Raw genomic sequence first — 20,315 nt, forward strand, 5'->3', positions numbered from 1 at the left:
TTAATTATTCAGTGCTCTATAGATCAAAAGTTTATTGTTTACAACAACTTTCTCTCCTTCCTGTAGTCCCGTAGACATATAGGTTGTTTCTTCGTTTTGCTTTATCGGCAGGATTTCACGAATCTTGATGTCATTTGGAGATTTGTAAACCAATACGAAATATTTGTTTTGATCAAAAATGACTGCGTCCGAAGGAACAGCTAGCGCCTGGGTGTTGGATCGATGTGCTACTTTAATGGTGGCCTTACTTTCTGGAATAAGTAGTCCATCTTTATTGTCGAGTACCACACGGGCCTGCATAGCATTGGTCTGTGGGTCGATAATCTTAAAAATTTTGTCGATACTACCTTGAAATTTTTTGTCCGGGTAACTCAGCGTTGACACCACGGCAGGCATGCCCATACTAATCTTTTCAATATCTGTTTCGTTGACATTCAGGATGGCCCATACATCTTTTGTATTGGCCACATCGAAGATGTTGTCGCTTCGGTCACTCCGCAGTTGCATATCCTTGTTGATATTTTTTTGTACGATGTATCCATCGATTGGCGATACCACCGAATATATATTGCCGCGTCGGACATTATAGATCTGACTGACTGCTTCAGAGCGGCGGAGCTGCTCTTTGGCTTTCGTTAACTGTCCTTTTGCTTCCAGCATGTCCTTATCTGTACTCAGTTTACCTGTATACATGTCTTCCGCTACACGGTAGTTTTTTTCGGCAAGCAATACATCTGTTTTGGCATCCGAAAGATCTTTCTGTATGCCCGCAACTTCTGTACTTCTGATTGTGGCCAATACCTGACCTTTGTGTACATAATCGCCCAAGGACGCATTCACGGATACCACATTACCGCCAACGAGAGGGAAGATATCGATGTAATTGTTCTGATCAGCAGATATTTTACCAAAGAAATTGAGTTCTTCGCTCACATTTTCTTTTTTAACCGTTGCAAAACTGGTCGATTTTAGCATCGTCTCACTCATTTCGAAACCTTTGCCAACGGCTGTATTATCCGTTTCTTTATGATTTTTGCAAGAGTAGAGTAGCACTACAGCCACTGTGGCTATGAGAAGTTGTTTATTTGACATGAGTTGAGTTGAATATAGATGTTTGCGCCAGGTAGTTTAATTGTTCGGCATTGAGAATAATTTCCTTTTTCATATCATATAGCTTCAGCATGGATATGCGGTAGCTATCCATAAAATCAGTGAATTCCACGAGGGAGATGTTACCTTTTCTGAAATTGTTAAATACGCCATCATAGACCACTGCAATGTCGTGGAGGTCGTCAGGTGTAATGGTAAAATACTGATTGTATTGGTTTTCCCAGGACAGGTAATTGGAACGGATCTGTGATTCGAGCTGCTGCCGTTGGACTTCAATATTTTTCTTTGCTTCTTCTTCGGCGTATTTTGCTTTGATTACATTTCCTTTATTTTGTTTCCATAGCGGGAGTGGAATTGCTGCCGTTAAGTTAATTTCATTGCGAAAAGCACCTGAATTTTGACTATAGGCAAGCCCAAGATTGATGTCAGGCGTATTTAACGATTGTTGCCATGTTGTAAATAACTGTGCGCTTTCCGAGGTTTTTAATGCAAATTGATAATCAGCATTGTTTTCCAACGCCAATTGGAAGATTTTTTCCAAAGGCATTGTTGGTTTTATGGCAAGTTCCTGATCTGCTTCTTGATCGGTTAGGTTCGGTAGTACGTCTTCCTGACTGGAGATGAGTACACGTAATTGTTGTTGTAAGTTAATGCTATTGTTGATCGCAGTTGTTTTTTCATTATTGAGATCGATAGCCATTGTTTGAAGGCGAACTTGATCTTTTAATGAAATGTTTCCTTTCTTACCTTGTTCTTTGTATGCCGTTAGTAGACTATTTAGATAGTCAAGCTGAATTTTGATATCTGCCAATTTATGCTGTTCAAAGTAAAGGGAATAGAAAGTTGTACGGAGTTGTGCGCGAAGACTGGCCAGCAGTTGACTGAATTGTAGTTTGGCAAGTTCGACATTCGATTTGGCGAATTCTACTTGATTTTTCTTTTTTCCACCGAGATAGATCAATTGGGATATACTGGCTTCTTTAGAAGGACCCGCGTGGAATACCTTTTTATTCTGTGGATCATAGGCGTTAACATTCATTTCCAGCTTTGGCAGCTCCCATATTTTAGCTTGTATGACGTCTGCCTCGGCCTGACTGATGTCATATTGTTGGGCAAGTAGAGAAAGATTGCTCTGTACAAATGCTGCTTCGCATTCTCGAAGCGTCATTTGTTGTCCGGCGATATCGCCTTGCTTTTTTATAAGTGTACTTTCATCCATACGCACATAATCTGTTCGCGGCGGTCTCTGCTGGGCAAATGCTATACCATTGAAAAGCAATAAAAATAAGAGAGGTGTCTTTGTCATTTGTTTCAAAACTGATGAAACAAAATAACTGGTCGAAAATTAAAGACGCCTTAAGAAATGCTTAAAAAAAGCTTAAAAAGGAAGTTTCTATCGATACTGTTTTTACTCGGGAGCTTGTAATTTAAATAGTAACACGAAGGTATGCTTGCCATGCTTTTTATTGGCTTGGTATTCAATTGTCGCATGATGCGATTGCACGATGCGCTGAACAATGCGCAGCCCCAATCCAGATCCTGTTGTCTCACTAGCATTTTCTCCGCGGCTGAATGCATCAAAAATTCGCTTTTGGTCGCTGGTACTCAAGGCGGGCCCCGTATTACTAACAAGCACTTTTAGTTCTTGTGCTGATTCTATCAATGTGACTTTTACCTCCCTGTTGTCTGAATAGAGCGCAGCATTCTTAAATAAATTTACAAAAGCGATTTCAATCAATTGAGCGGAACAAAAAATGCTGAGTTTGGGGTCTTCAGTTCCGCTAATTGAAAAATCCAGTTGAAGGTCGGGGAATACTTTGGCTACTTTTTCATAGGCCATAAATATAATTTCATCGATTCGCTCTTCTTTATACGTCATTTTTAAACGTTCCGAATCAAATTTTGAAAGAAGCATCAGCGAATCTGTGACTTCTGAGAGGTGCAATGTTTCTTTGGATATGTTGCGTAATACCTGCCTCACCTCTTCACTTAACTGGTTCTGATGGTACAGGTTTTCAAGTTGAAAAGACATTCGTGCAAGTGGTGTTCGTAATTCGTGGGAAGCGCTGGAATTAAATTCTTTCTGCGATTCGAAAGCAGTAGAAAGTCGTAATAACATCGTGTTAAATGCTCGGGTTAGTACAGTAATTTCGTCGGTATTTCCTGTGTACTCAACAGGTTTAGTGAGTCTGCTGGCATTAATCTGCGTAATATTGTCTTTTAATTTATCGAGCGGGACCAACAGCCGTTGGATCAGATTATAGCTGAATACCCACACTAAAGCCGCACTCAGGATAAATAGTATCGTGAGGACAAGCGCTAGATGGTCCATTTTTTCATTTCCGGAATAATCCTGTGCTTTTACGATAATATAGTAGGGGGATCCATTAATGCGATAATATTTGGCAAATGTCTCATATTGGTCTTGGTTGTAGAAGATCTGCTTTTCATGATCGAGCCGATTAACAATTGACGCGCTCCAGGTAACGGTTTGGTCCTTGACAGTGCTAAAGACCAATTGTTTGTTTTTGTCGAGAATGATAACATCTTCGTAGAATAAACCATCTTCATCGTCGTGAAAGTAATTTTTATAGGACTGTCTATTGAAATAGGGGTTGCTGGCGATGTAATGAGATATATTATCCAATTTATCGATCAGCCGCTGGCGGAATTGATCTTTACGAAAGTCGAAACTAGCATAATAGATAATTAACATTGCTACTCCAAAAAGGACGGAAAATGCGATGCTGAAACTAATGGCTATTTTCTTCTTCAAATTCATTTGTCTGCCGATAGAAAATAGCCAAATCCAGGTCGTGTATGGATAAGTTTATTCGGATGATTCTTATCAATTTTCTTGCGTAAAAAGTTGATGTATACTTCTATTGTATTCTGTGTTGTCTGAAATTGATTCTGCCACACTTCTTCGGAAATATGCTGCTTTGATAACGTTCGGCCCTTTGCCTGTGCTAAGATAAGTAACAGCTGAAATTCCTTTTGAGTGAGATTAATCTCTTCATTGGCACGTAGTACGCGAGCTTCATCTGGATAAATAACCAGATCATCTATGATTAAGGTTTTTGTATCACTGCTGTCACTGTGTTGTTGCCTGCGTAACAGGGAATAGATTCGCATTAAAAGTTCATCTAAAACGAATGGTTTGACCAGGTAATCGTCGGCTGCCCGAAGAAACGCTTCTTTCTTGTCGTCTATATCATCATAAGCTGAAAGGATAATAATTGGTGTAAAAGCATCATGGCGTCTTATTTTTTTACAGATTTCCAAGCCATTGATTTTTGGAACGTTAATATCCAATAGAAAAAAACCATATTTCTTTTGGTGCGTTTTGGCCAAAAATTCAATTCCATCAAAGGCTTGATCGCAGGAAAAGCCTTGGTTTAATAAAAACGATCGAATCTCCTTCGAGAGTACCTTGTCGTCTTCGAGTAGCAAAATATCTACCATACGTCCATCTATTGTCTTTCGTAAAAATAAACAAATTTTTGCCATCCTATCAAAAAGATATTTCATGATACCTCCATTTAGTAACATAAGAATTACACGAAGAAATATGAAAGGAAAGGAAATCTAAGTAGATTCAATTCGAAATTATAAATAAGTATTATGGAAAGCAGAAGAGAGTTCCTGAGAAAAACTTTGCTATTTTCGGGAGCAGCAGGTATTGCCAGTTTTATGCCTCGTTCAATCCAAAGAGCCTTTGCGATAGATCCTGAGATGGGAAGTACTTTTTTGGATGCCGAGCATATCGTTATCCTTATGCAGGAAAATCGGTCTTTCGATCATACGCTTGGGACGCTTTCAGGAGTTCGTGGTTTCAATGATCCACGGTCAATCCGCTTACCGAACGGTTTGCCCGTATGGTATCAAACGGATAAGAATGGAAAGATCTATGCACCCTTTCGATTAAATCTAACAGAGAGTAAAGTAACTTGGATGGGTTCTCTTCCGCACAGTAGGGCGAGCCAAGTGGATGCCTTTAACCACGGACGCTACGATCAGTGGCTGTTGTCCAAGCAGTCGGGCAATAAGGAATATGCGACTATGCCGTTAACATTGGGGTATTTTACTCGTGAGGATCTACCTTTTCATTATGCTTTGGCGGATGCATTTACCGTGTGTGATCAGAATTTCTGTTCAGGCATGACAAGCACCACGCCGAACCGTTCCTTTTTTTGGACGGGGAAGATTACAGAAATGAAAGATGGCTTGCAAAAGGCAAATATTAGGAACGACGATTTTGCGTACGGTAAAATGACTTGGGAAACTTTCCCGGAATTGCTTGAGAAGGATGGAATTACCTGGCGTTTTTATCAAAATGAGACAAGTTGTGGCGGAGGATTTGCTGGGAAAGAAAGGGCATGGTTGTCAAATTTCGGATGTAATTTACTAGAGTTCTTTCAGGCTTATCACGTTAAATTTAAGGAAAGCTATATCAGAAATCTGGAAAAACAGGTGCGTGATTTACCCGTGCAGATTTCGAACTTGGAAGAAAAGTCTGCTGGCTCTGAGGAACAAGCCGAAAAAATCCGTGCTGATATCCGAAAAAAAAGCGAGGTATTGGAGCGAGCTGAGAAGGAACTCAAAGCATATAATCCGGACAATTATAAAGCGTTAGGTGATTTTGCTAAATCATTGAATGAAAGAGCTTTTACGGTAAACAAGGGCGACAATAATTACAGGTCGCTTGATACCTTGCATTTTAAGTGGAAAGGAAAAAAGGGTACGCTGGAAGTTCCGAAAGGGGACGTTCTTTATCAATTCAGGAAGGATGTTGATACCGGTAGATTGCCAGCCGTATCCTGGCTGGCTGGTCCGCAAAATTTTTCGGATCATCCGAGTGCTCCCTGGTACGGAGCTTGGTATGTATCCGAAGTTTTGGAAATTTTAACGAAAAAACCTGAAATCTGGAAAAAAACAATTTTTATCATTACTTATGATGAAAACGATGGTTATTATGATCACGTAAAGCCATTTGTTGTTCCTGATTTGACTAAAAAAGACACCGGGGCATGCTCTGCTGGTATTGATACGGAGGTGGAAATGGTACGTTTAGAAAATGAGCTGAAGCAGGGGATTGCTAAAAAGCAAGCGCGTGAAGGAGCTGTGGGCTTAGGTTTTCGTGTGCCCATGTATATTGTTTCGCCCTGGTCGCGGGGAGGTAAGGTGTGTTCTCAGGTATTTGATCATACATCTACTTTGCAGTTTTTGGAATACTTTTTCAATAAAAAGCTGAACAAGAATATGCATTTGGAAAACATCAGTGCATGGCGTCGAACGATCTGTGGTAATTTGACTGCAGCCTTTACACCTTTTACAGAGCAAAAAGAACAGATCACTTTCCTAGACCGCAATCAGCACATTGAAACGATCTATAAGGCACAATTTAAGGATAATCCGCGAGCTTTTGTGGCAGTCAATGATCGTGAACTTGCGAAGAGAAAGGTCTGGATCCCAGAATTTGACCGTATACAGGAGCGTGGGATTCGTAAATCCTTAAATTTGCCTTATGCGCATGAAGCAGTTGGCTATGTGGAAGATGGACAGTTTTGTCTCGTGATGACTGTAGACAACAAGCTGTTTGGAAAAAGAACTGCAGGCACGGCTTTCAATGTGTATAGCCCGCTGGCCTATCGTGATGACCAAGGACAAAGCGAAACCTATCGTAACTGGAATTTTGCGGTGAAGGCCGGTGATCGTTTGGAATACCAATGGGACCTAGCAAAGTTTGAAGGAGATCGTTATGCTTTCGAACTGCATGGACCAAATGGTTTTTATCGTAAATTTTCCGGGGAGAAGGGGACAGCAGCAATACAAGCCGCGGTAGCTCCGGAGCTTAAGGCCCTGACACAGGTAGCTACAGGAAAATTACAGCTGAAACTAAAAAACAATAGTGACCAGCGCGTAACAATAGCTGTTGAAACCCTCAACTATAAAAAATATGCCACAACAAAAGAAATCGCCCCGGCCGAGGAAGTTATATTGATCCTGGATATTGAAAAACAAGGTAATTGGTATGATATTGCTATAAAGCTTAATGGAGACAATAATCCAATTATTCAGCTCGCCGGGCGCTTGGAAACAGGGACAGAAAGTACAACTGATCCCTTATTAGCATAAATTATTCTTTCTTCTGCTGCTTAGCGATGTTGCGGAGAACTGTATGTTTGGGTCTTGACCATTTGGGTCTTTCTCCAAGATCGTGATAAATTGCCATTTCTTTTGCGATGGTTTCGGGCTGATTTTTTTTCTCAAACGGCTGCTGTGTAACCAGACCTAATGCTTTAAATAGGTCGAGGTCTTCGTTGCCGTCGGGATTGGGTGTGGTGAGTAGTTTATCGCCCGAGAAAATCGAATTGGCTCCTGCGAAAAAGCACAAAGCTTGTCCCTCCTTACTCATATAGGTGCGCCCTGCCGATAGGCGGACTTGGGTTTTGGGCAATAAAATGCGCGCCGTAGCAACCATTCGTACCATTTCCCAGATGGATGCGGTTTCCATTGCCTCCATTGGTGTACCCATTACAGGCACTAATGCATTGATCGGCACCGATTCGGGCTGCGGAATGAGTGACGCCAGCGTAATCAACATTTTGGCACGATCTGCAATAGTTTCGCCCATTCCAATGATGCCGCCACTACAGACTGTGATATTTGTTTTGCGGACATTTTCGATCGTTTTTAAGCGATCATCGTAACTTCTGGTCGAGATAATTTCTTGATAGTAATCGGAAGAAGAATCGAGATTGTGGTTGTAGGCATACAATCCAGCTTCAGACAAACGTTGTGCCTGGTTTTCGGTCAACATTCCGAGCGTACAACAGACTTCCATGTCAAGTTTGTTTAGGGTACGAACCATATCAAGTACACGGTCAAACTCATGACCATCCTTCACATTGCGCCAGGCGGCTCCCATGCAGATCCGTGAACTGCCACGAGCCTTGGCAGCCAAGGCTTGCTCTTTGACCTGATCAACGCTCATCAAGCTCTCTGCCTTAACATGTGTATGGTAACGTGCGGCTTGGGGACAGTAAGCGCAGTCTTCGGGACATCCACCTGTTTTTATTGAAATCAATGTGGATACCTGCACTTTATTGGGGTCATGATATTTTCTATGTGTTTTTGCAGCTTCATATAGAAGCTCCATCAACGGTTTGTTGTATAGCGCGACAACTTCTTCTTGCGTCCATTTTCGTTTTGATTCCATGTTATCCATAAGTTTTGTTATAAAATCGGGTCTAATTCCTTTAGTCATGTTGCGACATCCTATTTAAAGATGTTTTTTTATCTTGGTTACAAAGATTATAGATTAAATTTTAACTTTGATCGTCCGAAATAAACATAATGAGTAGTCCGGTTGGTATAGCTTTTCATTCTATTATTAAGATTGACCGTCGCAAGGATGACGCTGTCTATCTACAGATCGTGTATCAGTTTATCAATGCAGTTAAACGGAATCTTTTAGAGGATGGAGATTTGTTGCCTGGAAGCCGAAAGATTGCAGATGAATTGAAAGTGCACCGAAAAACTATCGTAGCCGCATTTGCTGAATTGCAGGAGCAGGGCTGGGTGGACATTGTACCCAATCGAGGTACTTTTGTGAAAAATCCCGAACGTATCGACGCTTCGACATCGACCATGGGTGCCTTTAGGCAGCCACCTAGTTTTGCACCTTATTCTTTCCGAAGGGAGCTGATATTGGATATGCCTAAGTTAGAAGCTTCAGAGAAGTATTATTTTACGGATGGCACACCAGATTACAGTATTATTAGTGCTGAGGAACTGGTACGTTTTTACGCATCAATGGTTAAACGCAAAAAGAAAAGTGATGACTTTCCAACCACTACGGAGGGGAATCTGTTTTTTAGGGATCAGTTAAGTTATTATTTGAACTTGACTAGGGGATTTCATCTTTCCCGGAACTTCTTGTTGCCAATTGCCAGCCGTGAGCAAATCTTTTCCATTTTATCCCGATTATTAATTCGGCGTGACGACGTTGTGCTGGTGGAGAATTTAAGTTATTTTCTTCCCAATATGATACTTAGTCAAGCAGGAGCCAAACTGAAAACCGTTCCGGTAGATGCGGATGGTATGATTATAGGTAGGATCGGCGATCAATTTAAGCCCGGCGAGATCAGATGTGTTTATCTCAACTCCAGATGTCAGTATCCAACGACGGTTAACCTTTCCGAAAAACGGAAAATTCAATTGTTACAACTGGCCGAGCAGTACGATTTTATCATTATTGAGGATGATGTAGATTTCGAGTCATCCTTTTTTAAAACAAAAGGGGAATCGCTTTTTCGGAAAAATGCAGGCAACCGGGTGATTTATACCGGTGCTTTCGGAAGTTTCTTTGCTCCAGGTTTCCAAATGAATTTTTTGATCGCGCCTCAGGATCTGCTAGATGAAGGTAAAAAATATCTGAATATCTTCGGGAAGCCGAATTTTATGATTGAGAAAACATTGGGTGAAATTATCCATCAGGGTGATATCTTTCGTTATCAGCGTAAATTTCAGAAAGTTATTGCAGAGCGCAAAGAGTTGTTTGGAGTGTTGTTGCGGCGTTATTTTGAAGATGAAGTTACTTTCACAGTTCCAGAGGCTGGACTGGCTTTTTGGGTACAGTTCAAATCTGTTTTTTCTTTGACTGTATTACAAGAAAAGGCGCGAGGCAGGGGATTATTAATTCCAAGCAATTGTCTATATCAAAATAGGATGGTTACTGCATTGCGATTGGGTTTTGCTCATTTAGACGAGCAGCGTATGTCGGATGCAATTTATTTGTTAAGGTCGGCCTATGGTGACTTGATGGACACTAACTCATGAAATTTACAAAACATGTGTGCAGCCAATGTTTACTTTTGATGGCCTTTTAGCTGGTATACTCCAGTCTGGATAAGCACGAAATTCGCGTTTGCTTATTCGGCAGTCATTTTGAGGATGTAAAGAAAAAGCCCAGCAAAGAATGTCTGGGCTTTGAGATTATATAAGGGGAATAATACTTGCTTAAAAAGTGAAGACCTAGTCTTCATCGGTGATAATATCATCACCATCCAATTCGAAGCCTTCTCCAAGGAAGGTACGTTCTAGTTCGAATAAATCTGAATCTTTAATCATTTTATTTTATTTTGATATTCAAATTTATCACCCTTATTTAAGCTTATCATCAATATAAAATGAAGTTTTTGTTAAGGGTTATTATATTTTTTTGAGTACGACATCCAATTTTTCTGCCTGGATAATTCTGCTGAAAAACTCTTTTAAATCAAAGTATTCTTCAGGCATAAACAGAGGTTTGTTTAATTGGGTAGCAGATTCGATCACTAAAACATCGGGGGCCGCATTGTTGATTTTGAAGATATATCTTGCCGCGCGTTCTGGAAGAGCCATACTGATGTTTTTTAACTTATCTGCTATGGAGTAGGAATACCCTTTTGGCAGTTTTATTTCCATATAACTTTCTTCTTGGATTAAAGAACCAAAGTCAATTGGGTAATTTCTCTCTGTTAGATTGAAAGGATTTTTAGACATTTTGGTATCAATATAAGGATTGAATAGAAGTTGATCATTTTGCAAGGTTGCAAAATTTTTAATCTCAATTTCAAACTCCTCAGTTAATGGTTTATCAAGTGACTCCCGATTAGATACTTTAAAACTGTTGATTTTGATGCGATTGTTTTCTTCGTCTATTTTTTCATAGAATTCTTCTTCAGAATTGCTTCCTTGAAGACGCTCTCGCATTTTGGACGCACCATAACCATTCCGTGATGTTATCCATTTTCCTTTTAGTTCACCATTTTCAGATAGTTCGCCGTAGAAAAAGTTGCTGTAGGTGGAAGGAAGGTTTGCATCGAGTTTTACCCAGTCGGATTCACCTTCAAGGGGAATCGATCTTCCATGGTAGTTGACACATTTCATCGGAATATTTCCGAACATTTCATAGGGAGAGGTGGCATCCAGCAGGTAGTAATTTTCACCTATTTTTACTTGTGCAATCACATGGTTGAACTCCGATATTGCGGGGGCATAAAGTCCGGCATATCCATTGTCGCGCGTAGATAAGATCACAGGATTGGCCTCTATTTTCGCGTATCGTAAAGCATTGACAAGTCCGAGGTTGATATCCGCACTATTGCCTGTTCTCTTTTCAATGGCTTCTTTAATGTTTTTTGCATAAATTGAATGTTGATTGTTCCATTTTATTTGTTTTTGAAAATAGGAATACAATCGTGCCGCTTTTTCTAGGTCATCTTGTGCATTTTGTAATATAGGGTCGATAAAATCTTTCAATGCACCTTTTCGCTTTACCTGCCCACCAAAGCTTTCACTTTGTACCAGTTTATCTCTGACATTTTCCCAAGTGAGCGAGAAGTCTTTTGTTGTTCCCATTGGAACACTGTATCGGCCGAGTTCGAAGAAAATAATTGATCTAAAGTTTTTGGAAGAAGTCATATAATCTTCGGCATGGAAAGCTGGGATATTTTCCATGGTATAGATGGTTTTACTTCCTAAGATTTCCCCAACTTCAGAATATAGACCTGTATTGTAATTTTCTACTTTTCTGTTACTGACGGCCAGCCCACCTTTTAGATTGGCTTTGTAATGACAGATTTCGGGAATGCGAGTAACGTATTGACTATAAAGTTTCGGAAGGTCTTCCTGAAATTCCCAAGAATTTAGGTTAAAGATGAATGGAGACTCCGTACGATAGCGGTATTCAATAATTGTACCTTCTTGAACCTGTGGAATAGCTGCTTTCGTTATTGCATAGTTTTCTGAGGAGTTTTCGTAAAATATATTTGCTTTGGTCATCTCTGTTTCTACAATTTTGTCACCAACAAGATGATAGGATGATCCCTTGATGTCCATAAGAACTTCCCGTTCATTTCCACTTTTGTATAATGGAATGCTGAAGTTTGCATAATTATAGGCTTCCTTGTTTAAGATTTTAATGCGTACATGTTTGAAAAACTCAACAACTAGACCCTTATTCTTGTTGTAGTTGACTTCTGCAGAGCCATATTCACGTAAGACAAAGGCATTTGCGGCCGTGTCTATTTTGTCCATAGTAATGGCAAAATCCTCCTTTTTTATTTTACCGAATGAAAAATCTTGTGCTTGTACGTATAAACAGCTAAGCACGAGCAGGCCAGTTAAAAAACTTTTCATAAAAAATGACTGTATGGTTAATAATTATAGCGCTAAAGTAGGAAATAATTTTAAATCAAAATCACTTTGTTGATTAATTTGGTGTAAAAATTAATGCATTGATCAGTTTAGACTGTTTTTGTGTTTAGGAAATAAGTTCTACGTATTTACATCGTGAATTCGAAGGTTAATGTAACATATCGGTAATCTTCTCCATTCCATTTGGGACCTGAGAGTATAATTTCCTTGGCTTTGGCATCAAGGTACTCGTTTGCACTTTGGAGAATACTGATATTCGTTGGAAATCCACCCTTATCAATATAGAAGCTTATGCGTACGGTGCCTTCATAACGGCTTTTGGCTGTTTTTTTCTTGATATAATTGTTGAATGATCTCCAGCCCCATACGGGTTCAGCACTTTTTGATTTGCGTGAAGACATCGTGGTGACGACAACTTCATCCAGCGAATTGCTGGAGGGCTGCAATCTGATTGTGGTATTTTTACTGCGGCGCATATTCACTGCGACGGTATTGTAACCTAGGGCCACGATGTCGACGAGTGAATCCACCGAGCTTGGTTGGATGGTCGCCTGTCCCTGCGCATCAGTGTTGGTTGCCAATTTACTATTGGGTTGAATGATGGTGACCCCTGAAAGAGGTAAGCCCGTTTCTTTGTCGCGAACGGTGAGTTGAAGGGGTATACCGCCTTGTTGTACTGACGAAATCCCCGCAGCTTTGCCAGCAAGTGTACTGTTTAAACTTGAGTTTCCTCGCATCATCATCGTTTGAGAGGCCTCTTTTTTCTTTGCTATGGGTGTATAGCTAATCACGGTCGCACTGTCTTGAGGTCTTAATCCAAATACAGGGCGATCACTATTAAGACGTCCTTCCATTTCTTCCAGTGATTTTACACGTAGGGAGGGTTCGCGCGATAAAATCGTGACCTCCTCTTGTGGATGTTGTTCACGAAAACGGGGGCTGTTGTTATCTGCCAATTGTGGCGAACGATCTTGCGGTTCGATATTTGACTTGATATCATCTGTGGCCGTGGTAGAATCCTCTCCCATAACCGTTGTTTTTGGCTTATCCTGAGTAACGTTTACGTCAGCAGTACGTTTTGTCTCAGATCTATTTTTTTCCTGCTGCCAGAAAAGTACAAGACATACCCCCAAAACGATTACTGTAGAAGCGGCGATGGCTAGTCTTTTCCAGTCCAATATTTTAATTTTAGCAACCTTATCCCTTTTTGCACGTTGGCTAATCTGCTGATTGATTGCTGCAATTACGGTTTTATTTTGATCCATCTCTATACCCATCAGCATATCCGCCAACATGGGGTCACGCTGTGCCTCACGCTCAAGCGCGTACATCTCCGTAGGAGATAGTTCACCGTTGACGTATTTCTTTAAGTATGCTATGTCGTAATTACTGTTGCTCATTCCAAGCCTCCATGCAATTTTTTAAATTCCGTTTCCCATTTTGGATATAACTCTTTACTTCATTCAAGCTATAACCGGTAGATTCACTGATCTCTTTGTAACATTTTTCCTCTAAAAAGAAAAGTCTGACCGACTGTTGCTGTTTTTCTGGCAATTTGTCCAGACAGCCTTCCATGGCCGTTAACTGCTCTTCTTTTTCATCATATTGTTCATACTGATGCAGGTCTCCCGGAAATTTCACAAATTCATCCAAAGAAACTTGAGATTTGTTTTTTTGAGACCTCAAATACATCAGACAATGGTTTTTGCTTAATACATAGAGCCATCTTTGAAAATCTTTGATTTCCTGCTTGTTGACTTTATATATTAATTCCTCAAAGATATTCATGACCGCATCTTTACTCAATTCGGAATCTTGGAGATACCTTAAGCAAACATAATATACCATTTCGGTATGTCGCTGGTATAGATCGCCCAATACCTGGAGATCCATAGACTCCTGATAGCGCAACAAGAGCTCATGGTCTTGTGGTGTATCTATTTTTGACGACTTGAATGCGGACATTATATAGTCTAAAAGTATTTTTTTTTTCTGGTTTATGGAAATTTAATATTTCGTGCATCCCTTGGCAAAAAAATGAATGCTATGAGAACAATACTTTTTGTGATAGGCTTGTTGCTATCCTTCGGTGGGTACGCCAAGCAGGGATATGAAGTCAGCGGTAAGGTGGTCGATGCATATACAGGAATTGCTCTTGCCGGGGTGCAGGTAAGCAATGCCGTAACCAAAGAGCAGCGTCTGACGGATGATAAAGGAAATTATCGCATCCAGGTCCAGGATGGTAAAAATACCTTGATTTTTAGTTATATCGGATATCTCGAGCAACGGATCGCGGTCAACCATCGGTCAAAGGTTGATGTGGCCTTGGTGCAGCAAAACAATACACTCGATGAAGTTGTGGTGACCGGATATGAGCGCAAAGTGAAGCGCCAGACGGCACCGATGATGCATGTTAATTCAGCTTTGTCGGGACAAGTGTCAAGTTTGTATATCAGAGGGACGGCATACATGCCTAATCAAAACCAGGAATCTTATCGGAAGGTAAAGGAAAATAAGTTTATCAATCCGCTTAAAGAACCTTTATCAACGTTTGCAGCGGATGTTGATGCCGCCTCTTATAGTAATGTACGTCGTTTTATCAATTCGGGAAGTTTGCCTGAAAAAGATGCGGTACGCGTTGAAGAGATGATCAATTATTTTCAGTATGAGGTATCTGGTCCTAATAATGGTGAGCCCGTAAATATTGTCACTGAATTGACGAAGGCACCCTGGAATACTGCGCATCAACTTATGCGTGTAACGTTAAAAGCAAAAGATATGCCTACGGCAAAGCTTAAAGCTTCCAATCTGGTGTTTTTGATTGATGTTTCTGGATCGATGATGGGGCCGGGGCGTCTGCCCTTAGTAAAAGCTTCGTTGAAGATGTTGGTTGATCAGCTTCGTGATATAGACCATGTGGCTATTGTGACTTATGCCGGATCGGCAGGGGTAAAATTGGAAAGTACGCCTGGAGACGAAAAGATGAAAATAAAATCGGCTATTGAAGAGCTGGAAGCAGGCGGAAGTACTGCTGGTGCAGCGGGAATTAAGAAGGCTTACGAAATTGCCAAGCAGCAATTTATCAAAGGTGGAAACAACCGGATTATTTTGGCCAGTGACGGTGATTTTAATGTTGGAGACCACAGTGACGAATCGATGGAAGAATTGATTGCGAAAGAAAGTAAATCAGGCATTTTCCTTACGGTATTTGGTTATGGCATGGGGAATCTTAAGGATAGTAAGATGGAAATCCTTACGGACAAAGGTCATGGAAATTACGCTTATATCGATAATATTTCGGAAGCACGAAAGGCGATGGTGACCGAATTTGGCGGAACGTTGTTTACTGTTGCTAAAGATGTAAAGATTCAGGTCGAATTCAATCCAAGGTACGTGCAAGCCTATCGCTTGGTAGGGTACGAAAATCGTATGCTGGAGGCCGAGGATTTCAATAATGATCAAAAGATGGGCGGTGATATGGGCGTAGGCCACATGGTGACAGCCTTGTATGAAATTGTACCTGTCGGTGTTGAGTCGGGAATGGTCGGAACGGTAGATCCATTAAAATATCAGCAGCATGCAAGTCCGGCAACTGGAAGGAGAAATGCTGAACTGGCAACAGTTAAATTTCGGTATAAGGAGCCTGAAGGGGAGAAAAGTAAGTTGCAGCAAAAGGTGGTAGGAACTGCGGTAACGGAGTTGAACAATGTGAGTGAAGATTTACGTTTTGCAACTGCGGTAGCGGAACTTGGTTTACTACTTCGTGATTCTGATTTTAAGCAAAAGGCCGATTTTGACCAGCTGATCGTGCGTGCAAAAGCTTCCAAAGGAAAAGATGAGGAAGGTTATCGTGCTGAATTTATCCGTATGGCTGAAAATGCGCGGGACTTGTCGAGATCGAAGGAATAATTAGGATAAGCTTATCCAAAAGTATTTTCAGCAGCGACAACCGAAAGTCTGCTGCTGAAAATTGTTTAGTTTTGAGGATTATAGGCAAAAAAGTGAATAAAATCTATATTTTTAAGCCATAAATAAAAGGAACGTATTTTGCTCCTGCGATTGGTGCTACATGCTATTCTGCTCGGGTGATGAATGGGGTGGATTGTTTTGGTGAATAGAGGTAATTTGTCAAGGAATCGGCCCGGCTGTCGATGGTGAGGCAAATACGAGAATAAAAAATAATAGATAAATGAAAAATTTCTTCTTGTGCTTTCTTTTGGCGATTGGTATTGTAATACCTACAATAGCCCAAAATGCGGGTTTGAATAAACAGCAAACGATGGCCTATATTAACAAGCTGTATAAAGTTGCTTATCATTATAAGGATACAAAAATTGATACGGTGACGGTAGATGGGAAAGTGCTGACAGTCTTTCTTTCCAGTGGCCAGCATTTTCGAAGTGATATTGCGAAATCAGATGTACTTGTCATTGCCAGGGTAAAATCAGGTCATCAAATTCGATTCAAGTCGTCGCCAAGCACGGATGAAATTTTGTGGGCTATCCAAACAGAAGATGATGCCAAGCGTCTGAAAAATGCGCTGGAGCATCTGATTAAAATTGTAAAAACGGAGAAAAAGACAGATCCTTTCAGTAGTTAAGTACTTTAGAAGTGTTCTGGTCTGATGAATACTAGAATGTTCGGCAAGTTATGCGCTTGCCGAACTGAATAGAGAAAGTAGTAGGGCTTGTACATGGATATGTGTTGAGGATTGCTGAGGGGGTAACCAAATGCCTACTAGATATAAAGACGATTGGCTTCATGGCCGAAATTGATGTGGCTGTTGAAACCATTGATTGTAAATTACATCGTTAATACGAACGTAAGGTGTTTACATAAATTCAGTATTAAAATGGTGTTATCTTATTGTAATTAAGTGATATAGTTTATAATGCTTAGATTTCACAATAAAAGCAGACCCGATGAAAGATCTGCTTGAATTGATATGTATTAGAAGTTGGCTGCTACGTTAAATAAGTATTAAGGTCAATAGTGGAATTAGGGCGACCATAGAAAACATCACTGTAGTACGCTTTTGCAGATATAAACTTATAGATAAGATCAATTCGCTGTTTTCGCAGCTTTCTATTTTGCCACCATTAAATAGCGAAGAGGGCTTGATTTCTACAACTTTTCCTAGCTCATCTTCAATTTGCCATGCGGTCATCCACCTATTTTTAGGGCTCCATGTGTATTTTTTATTGATCAGGCTAATGGTAGCTTTACTCTTCCAGGAATTGTATTCAATATCACCGATCAGCTCATTGTTTTGATTTCGAATCTCTGTGTATGGATTAAAAAGCCCTTTATTTATGAAGCGATACTTGTCTTTATGGATAGAAACATGCGCATCTAGATTCCAATCAATAGATTCCAGGCTACCGATCACAGCATCATTACAATAGAGGGTAGACTTTGTTCCGAATAAATTATTTTTCCAGTTATAAATTGATTTCTTTTCCATGACTGTGTATGCTTATATGTTGATTTTAATTTATTAGTAGCCGATCAGCTCATTATGTTACAGCGTGTGGAAATATTTTTTGCGGAAGTCTTTTGTGGAAGCATTCATAAGGCTTAGTATAGGAGAAGTACACGAAAAAATCCCTATTTTTACCAAAAAAATCACATCGAATTGACACATCAGGAAAAGTCGAGCCAGATTAGGAGAGAAATAAATCAGTCTTATCAGGAGCTTAAAGGAATATACCCCATATTAAAACGCCAGAACAGCATTGGGCTGCTGATATTTGCTATCGCAATCCTAGCGATTCTGCTTGTATCGATGGGGTGGTACCGCGCAGTTGTACCGACTTGGTTAATGATTGTTAGCAATGCATTTTTTATGGGCGTATTGCACGAGATAGAGCATGATCTAATCCACTGGCTATATTTTAAAAAACAAAGAGGTATTCATCATTTTATGCTTTTTAGTGTTTGGATTTTGAGGCCACTGACTGTCAATCCTTGGATTCGCAGAACTTTGCACCATCATCACCATAAATTTTCAGGTACGTTGCACGATGTTGAAGAGCGTAGTGTGACAAATGGTGAACGTTGGTCAATTAAACGTCTGTTGACAACACCTGATGTTGTATTGGGAGGACTCTTTCGCCTTTATCGGATGTTTAGCGATATGGATGAGGAAGTAAAAAATGGAAATCTAAAATTGGAGACTTCTTCAAAACTAAAAAGAATTATGTTTTTGAGCATTGTTCCCGTAACGATTTTTGCACATGTGGTTTTATATTTCTATTTCGCAGATTTGCTAATGGTCTGGTTGAATACATTGTTCAGGTTAGATTTGAGTTTTCCACAGTATGTTGATAACATGTTAATAAGTTTTCATGGGTTAATTTATGTTATTCTTTTACCAAACTTATTACGTCAATTTTGTTTACATTTTATTACATCAAATATGCATTACTTTGGTGATGTTGAGGCGGGCAATGTCATGGAGCAGACACAGGTACTGACAGTGTGGTGGACGTTTCCGATGCAATTATTCTGTTTCTTTTTCGGCTGGACCCACAGCATTCATCATTTTGTTGTTAACGAAACCTTTTACGTACGGCATATTGGACGTAATGCAGCTCAGGATATCTTACGTCGGTATGGAGTTCGTTTTAATGATTTGGGGACATTTAGGAGGGCAAACCGTTTTCGTGAACTTTCCAACAAAGAAATTTAGTGCTTTCCTCTAATTCTTTTTACGGTAGGTTTTAAAATTTCCATGTTGTCGGTAAACAAGTGCTCCCTCTTCGCAATAGTTCGATAAGTAAACAGAAAACTTGTTGCTCTCATTCTTATCAACACCCAATTGAATCAATACATCAGAAACACGTCTTTCTGTGTCAAAAAAATCGGAATGATACACGAGATTATCTAATTTTTTGCTCAGAGTGATTCGCTCTCGCGCCTCTGGAGGTAGCGAATATGGCGATTTGAATACAATGTCGTGCTGAAAAAAGAGTGCTGGTTGAATTTCGAGACTGCGGCATAGGGTTAAAAAATTTGTGAACGTTAGGTCTTTACCCTTTTCAATACCATTAAGTGTTCCTGTTGAAATGCCCGTTATATGGGATAGATCGCGCAATGAGTAATATAAATCATTTCGTTTTGCTCTAAAGCGTAACCCAATTGTTTCAAGTAATACTTTGTCTTCGTCCGTCATATAACGAATTGAATGACAATTTGCGCAAAATATCGTTTATTTTTTTGATTAAAAATTTGTATTTGGTTTATTTTAATGTTATGTTTGTTACAATAGCCTTTTATAAGTGGGAAAGAGATTTATTTTAGCGTAATCGAAGAATGTGTAATAGCAGAAATTCTTTAAATTAATAAACGGACCTTACATCACCTTCCCCATATTAACGAGTATGGTACATTGTTACCTTATCGCTAGGGGATAGAAAAACTAATCATATAAAAGAAACTATCGGTTTATCCTCGTCGTCTCCTGCGGGTGCGTTGTGGTGCTTTAAGATAGTTGTCTAGCATTTAATCACGATGGCCAATTGTTGGTCCAGCCAACTGGGTATCTACCGTGTATGAAAAAAACAATTTCCCAGCTTCGGTTTCAAGGAATCCGTCAAATTCTGTCGAAGCTGTGGAAGTTGTATAGTAGTGGAAGTTGTTTATTATTTTCCACTCATAAAATAATATATGATATAAAATACGATCAATAGGCATACCGCGATAATAAGTGTGCGCTTGATGTTTTTGCCGGCTGGTAAATCATCCTTTTCTTCTACGGCCACTTCTGGTAGTTTCTCCTCCTGTTTGTGGTCGCTATTTTCGGGCGTATTATACTTATTTTCCATAATTAAAAATGTTAATTTACATAACTAGAACAGTGCTGAGCGATAAATTGTTGGGGTTGGCTTATAATTTTAATTGGATAATAACTTCTTTATGAGAGGCTATTTTGCATTTGAAACAAATAAAGGCGATAAAACATTGTGTTTTTTTGCAGTATTTACATACATTGCAGGTAC

16 protein-coding genes are annotated in these 20,315 nt (G+C 39.9%); 5 read left to right on the plus strand and 11 right to left on the minus strand.

Annotation, left to right across the window (positions count from 1 at the left end):
* The 4 genes from B3139_RS09480 to B3139_RS09495 all read right to left on the minus strand — a co-directional run bounded on the left by B3139_RS09480 (position 1) and on the right by B3139_RS09495 (position 4,620).
* Positions 1–1,092: an efflux RND transporter periplasmic adaptor subunit gene (locus B3139_RS09480; RefSeq protein WP_293882285.1), complete on the minus strand. Its 1,092-nt coding sequence runs from the start codon at positions 1,090–1,092 to the stop codon at positions 1–3.
* Positions 1,082–2,416 (minus strand): TolC family protein, encoded by a 1,335-nt coding sequence (locus B3139_RS09485; RefSeq protein ID WP_293882287.1) that lies wholly within the window; start codon positions 2,414–2,416, stop codon positions 1,082–1,084. The genes B3139_RS09480 and B3139_RS09485 overlap by 11 nt, the downstream gene beginning before the upstream one ends.
* A gap of 102 nt (positions 2,417–2,518) precedes the next feature.
* Positions 2,519–3,892: a HAMP domain-containing sensor histidine kinase gene (locus B3139_RS09490; RefSeq protein ID WP_293882289.1), complete on the minus strand. Its 1,374-nt coding sequence runs from the start codon at positions 3,890–3,892 to the stop codon at positions 2,519–2,521.
* Positions 3,889–4,620 (minus strand): response regulator transcription factor, encoded by a 732-nt coding sequence (locus B3139_RS09495; RefSeq protein ID WP_293882291.1) that lies wholly within the window; start codon positions 4,618–4,620, stop codon positions 3,889–3,891. The genes B3139_RS09490 and B3139_RS09495 overlap by 4 nt, the downstream gene beginning before the upstream one ends.
* A 114-nt stretch (positions 4,621–4,734) precedes the next feature.
* Between B3139_RS09495 and B3139_RS09500 the strand changes: the two genes are divergently transcribed.
* On the plus strand, positions 4,735–7,248 hold the full coding sequence (locus tag B3139_RS09500; RefSeq protein WP_293882293.1) for a phosphocholine-specific phospholipase C: 2,514 nt from the start codon (positions 4,735–4,737) through the stop codon (positions 7,246–7,248).
* A 1-nt stretch (position 7,249) separates the two neighbouring features.
* Here the strand turns inward: B3139_RS09500 and bioB are convergent, their stop codons facing one another.
* Positions 7,250–8,341 carry a biotin synthase BioB gene (gene bioB / locus B3139_RS09505; protein ID WP_293882350.1) on the minus strand — a complete coding sequence of 364 codons (1,092 nt, stop codon included), beginning with the start codon at positions 8,339–8,341 and terminating at the stop codon, positions 7,250–7,252.
* Positions 8,342–8,469: 128 nt separating this feature from the next.
* Between bioB and B3139_RS09510 the strand changes: the two genes are divergently transcribed.
* Entirely contained in the window at positions 8,470–9,954 is a 1,485-nt protein-coding gene (locus tag B3139_RS09510) for a PLP-dependent aminotransferase family protein (RefSeq protein ID WP_293882295.1), read from the plus strand.
* Positions 9,955–10,326: 372 nt separating this feature from the next.
* On the opposite strand, the gene B3139_RS09515 is transcribed toward B3139_RS09510, so the two are convergent.
* From B3139_RS09515 to B3139_RS09525, 3 genes are all read right to left on the minus strand, one after another.
* A complete protein-coding gene (locus B3139_RS09515) occupies positions 10,327–12,297 on the minus strand; it encodes a transglutaminase domain-containing protein (RefSeq protein ID WP_293882297.1) in 1,971 nt (656 codons plus the stop codon).
* Between the two features lie 146 nt (positions 12,298–12,443).
* A complete protein-coding gene (locus tag B3139_RS09520) occupies positions 12,444–13,715 on the minus strand; it encodes a TonB family protein (RefSeq protein ID WP_293882299.1) in 1,272 nt (423 codons plus the stop codon).
* On the minus strand, positions 13,702–14,280 hold the full coding sequence (locus B3139_RS09525; protein ID WP_293882301.1) for an RNA polymerase sigma factor: 579 nt from the start codon (positions 14,278–14,280) through the stop codon (positions 13,702–13,704). The genes B3139_RS09520 and B3139_RS09525 overlap by 14 nt, the downstream gene beginning before the upstream one ends.
* A gap of 81 nt (positions 14,281–14,361) precedes the next feature.
* Between B3139_RS09525 and B3139_RS09530 the strand changes: the two genes are divergently transcribed.
* Together B3139_RS09530 and B3139_RS09535 are read left to right on the plus strand one after the other, a co-directional pair.
* Entirely contained in the window at positions 14,362–16,224 is a 1,863-nt protein-coding gene (locus B3139_RS09530) for a vWA domain-containing protein (RefSeq protein ID WP_293882303.1), read from the plus strand.
* 280 nt (positions 16,225–16,504) lie between these two features.
* Positions 16,505–16,915, plus strand: coding sequence for a hypothetical protein (locus B3139_RS09535; RefSeq protein ID WP_293882305.1), 411 nt, complete (start codon positions 16,505–16,507; stop codon positions 16,913–16,915).
* A 369-nt stretch (positions 16,916–17,284) separates the two neighbouring features.
* On the opposite strand, the gene B3139_RS09540 is transcribed toward B3139_RS09535, so the two are convergent.
* Positions 17,285–17,779 carry a hypothetical protein gene (locus B3139_RS09540; RefSeq protein ID WP_293882307.1) on the minus strand — a complete coding sequence of 165 codons (495 nt, stop codon included), beginning with the start codon at positions 17,777–17,779 and terminating at the stop codon, positions 17,285–17,287.
* A gap of 171 nt (positions 17,780–17,950) precedes the next feature.
* Here B3139_RS09540 and B3139_RS09545 point away from each other — a divergent pair, with 171 nt between their 5' ends.
* Positions 17,951–19,006: a fatty acid desaturase gene (locus tag B3139_RS09545; RefSeq protein WP_293882309.1), complete on the plus strand. Its 1,056-nt coding sequence runs from the start codon at positions 17,951–17,953 to the stop codon at positions 19,004–19,006.
* 9 nt (positions 19,007–19,015) lie between these two features.
* Here the strand turns inward: B3139_RS09545 and B3139_RS09550 are convergent, their stop codons facing one another.
* Both B3139_RS09550 and B3139_RS09555 read right to left on the minus strand, forming a co-directional pair.
* The gene (locus tag B3139_RS09550) at positions 19,016–19,489 is read right to left on the minus strand and encodes a helix-turn-helix domain-containing protein (RefSeq protein WP_293882311.1); all 474 of its coding nucleotides are present in this window, start codon (positions 19,487–19,489) and stop codon (positions 19,016–19,018) included.
* Positions 19,490–19,958: 469 nt separating this feature from the next.
* The gene (locus tag B3139_RS09555; protein WP_293882313.1) at positions 19,959–20,141 is read right to left on the minus strand and encodes a hypothetical protein; all 183 of its coding nucleotides are present in this window, start codon (positions 20,139–20,141) and stop codon (positions 19,959–19,961) included.
* Positions 20,142–20,315 lie beyond the last annotated feature (174 nt).

This window comes from Sphingobacterium sp. UBA1498, assembly GCF_002325125.1.
Classification (GTDB): domain Bacteria; phylum Bacteroidota; class Bacteroidia; order Sphingobacteriales; family Sphingobacteriaceae; genus Sphingobacterium.

Bases quoted from the DNA above. Each gene is read 5' to 3' on its own strand.
- B3139_RS09480 (WP_293882285.1), bottom strand. From the start codon at position 1,092: ATGTCAAATAAACAACTTCTCATAGCCACAGTGGCTGTAGTGCTACTC.
- B3139_RS09485 (WP_293882287.1), bottom strand. From the start codon at position 2,416: ATGACAAAGACACCTCTCTTATTTTTATTGCTTTTCAATGGTATAGCA.
- B3139_RS09490 (WP_293882289.1), bottom strand. From the start codon at position 3,892: ATGAATTTGAAGAAGAAAATAGCCATTAGTTTCAGCATCGCATTTTCC.
- B3139_RS09495 (WP_293882291.1), bottom strand. From the start codon at position 4,620: ATGGCAAAAATTTGTTTATTTTTACGAAAGACAATAGATGGACGTATG.
- B3139_RS09500 (WP_293882293.1), top strand. From the start codon at position 4,735: ATGGAAAGCAGAAGAGAGTTCCTGAGAAAAACTTTGCTATTTTCGGGA.
- bioB (WP_293882350.1), bottom strand. From the start codon at position 8,341: ATGGATAACATGGAATCAAAACGAAAATGGACGCAAGAAGAAGTTGTC.
- B3139_RS09510 (WP_293882295.1), top strand. From the start codon at position 8,470: ATGAGTAGTCCGGTTGGTATAGCTTTTCATTCTATTATTAAGATTGAC.
- B3139_RS09515 (WP_293882297.1), bottom strand. From the start codon at position 12,297: ATGAAAAGTTTTTTAACTGGCCTGCTCGTGCTTAGCTGTTTATACGTA.
- B3139_RS09520 (WP_293882299.1), bottom strand. From the start codon at position 13,715: ATGAGCAACAGTAATTACGACATAGCATACTTAAAGAAATACGTCAAC.
- B3139_RS09525 (WP_293882301.1), bottom strand. From the start codon at position 14,280: ATGTCCGCATTCAAGTCGTCAAAAATAGATACACCACAAGACCATGAG.
- B3139_RS09530 (WP_293882303.1), top strand. From the start codon at position 14,362: ATGAGAACAATACTTTTTGTGATAGGCTTGTTGCTATCCTTCGGTGGG.
- B3139_RS09535 (WP_293882305.1), top strand. From the start codon at position 16,505: ATGAAAAATTTCTTCTTGTGCTTTCTTTTGGCGATTGGTATTGTAATA.
- B3139_RS09540 (WP_293882307.1), bottom strand. From the start codon at position 17,779: ATGGAAAAGAAATCAATTTATAACTGGAAAAATAATTTATTCGGAACA.
- B3139_RS09550 (WP_293882311.1), bottom strand. From the start codon at position 19,489: ATGACGGACGAAGACAAAGTATTACTTGAAACAATTGGGTTACGCTTT.
- B3139_RS09555 (WP_293882313.1), bottom strand. From the start codon at position 20,141: ATGGAAAATAAGTATAATACGCCCGAAAATAGCGACCACAAACAGGAG.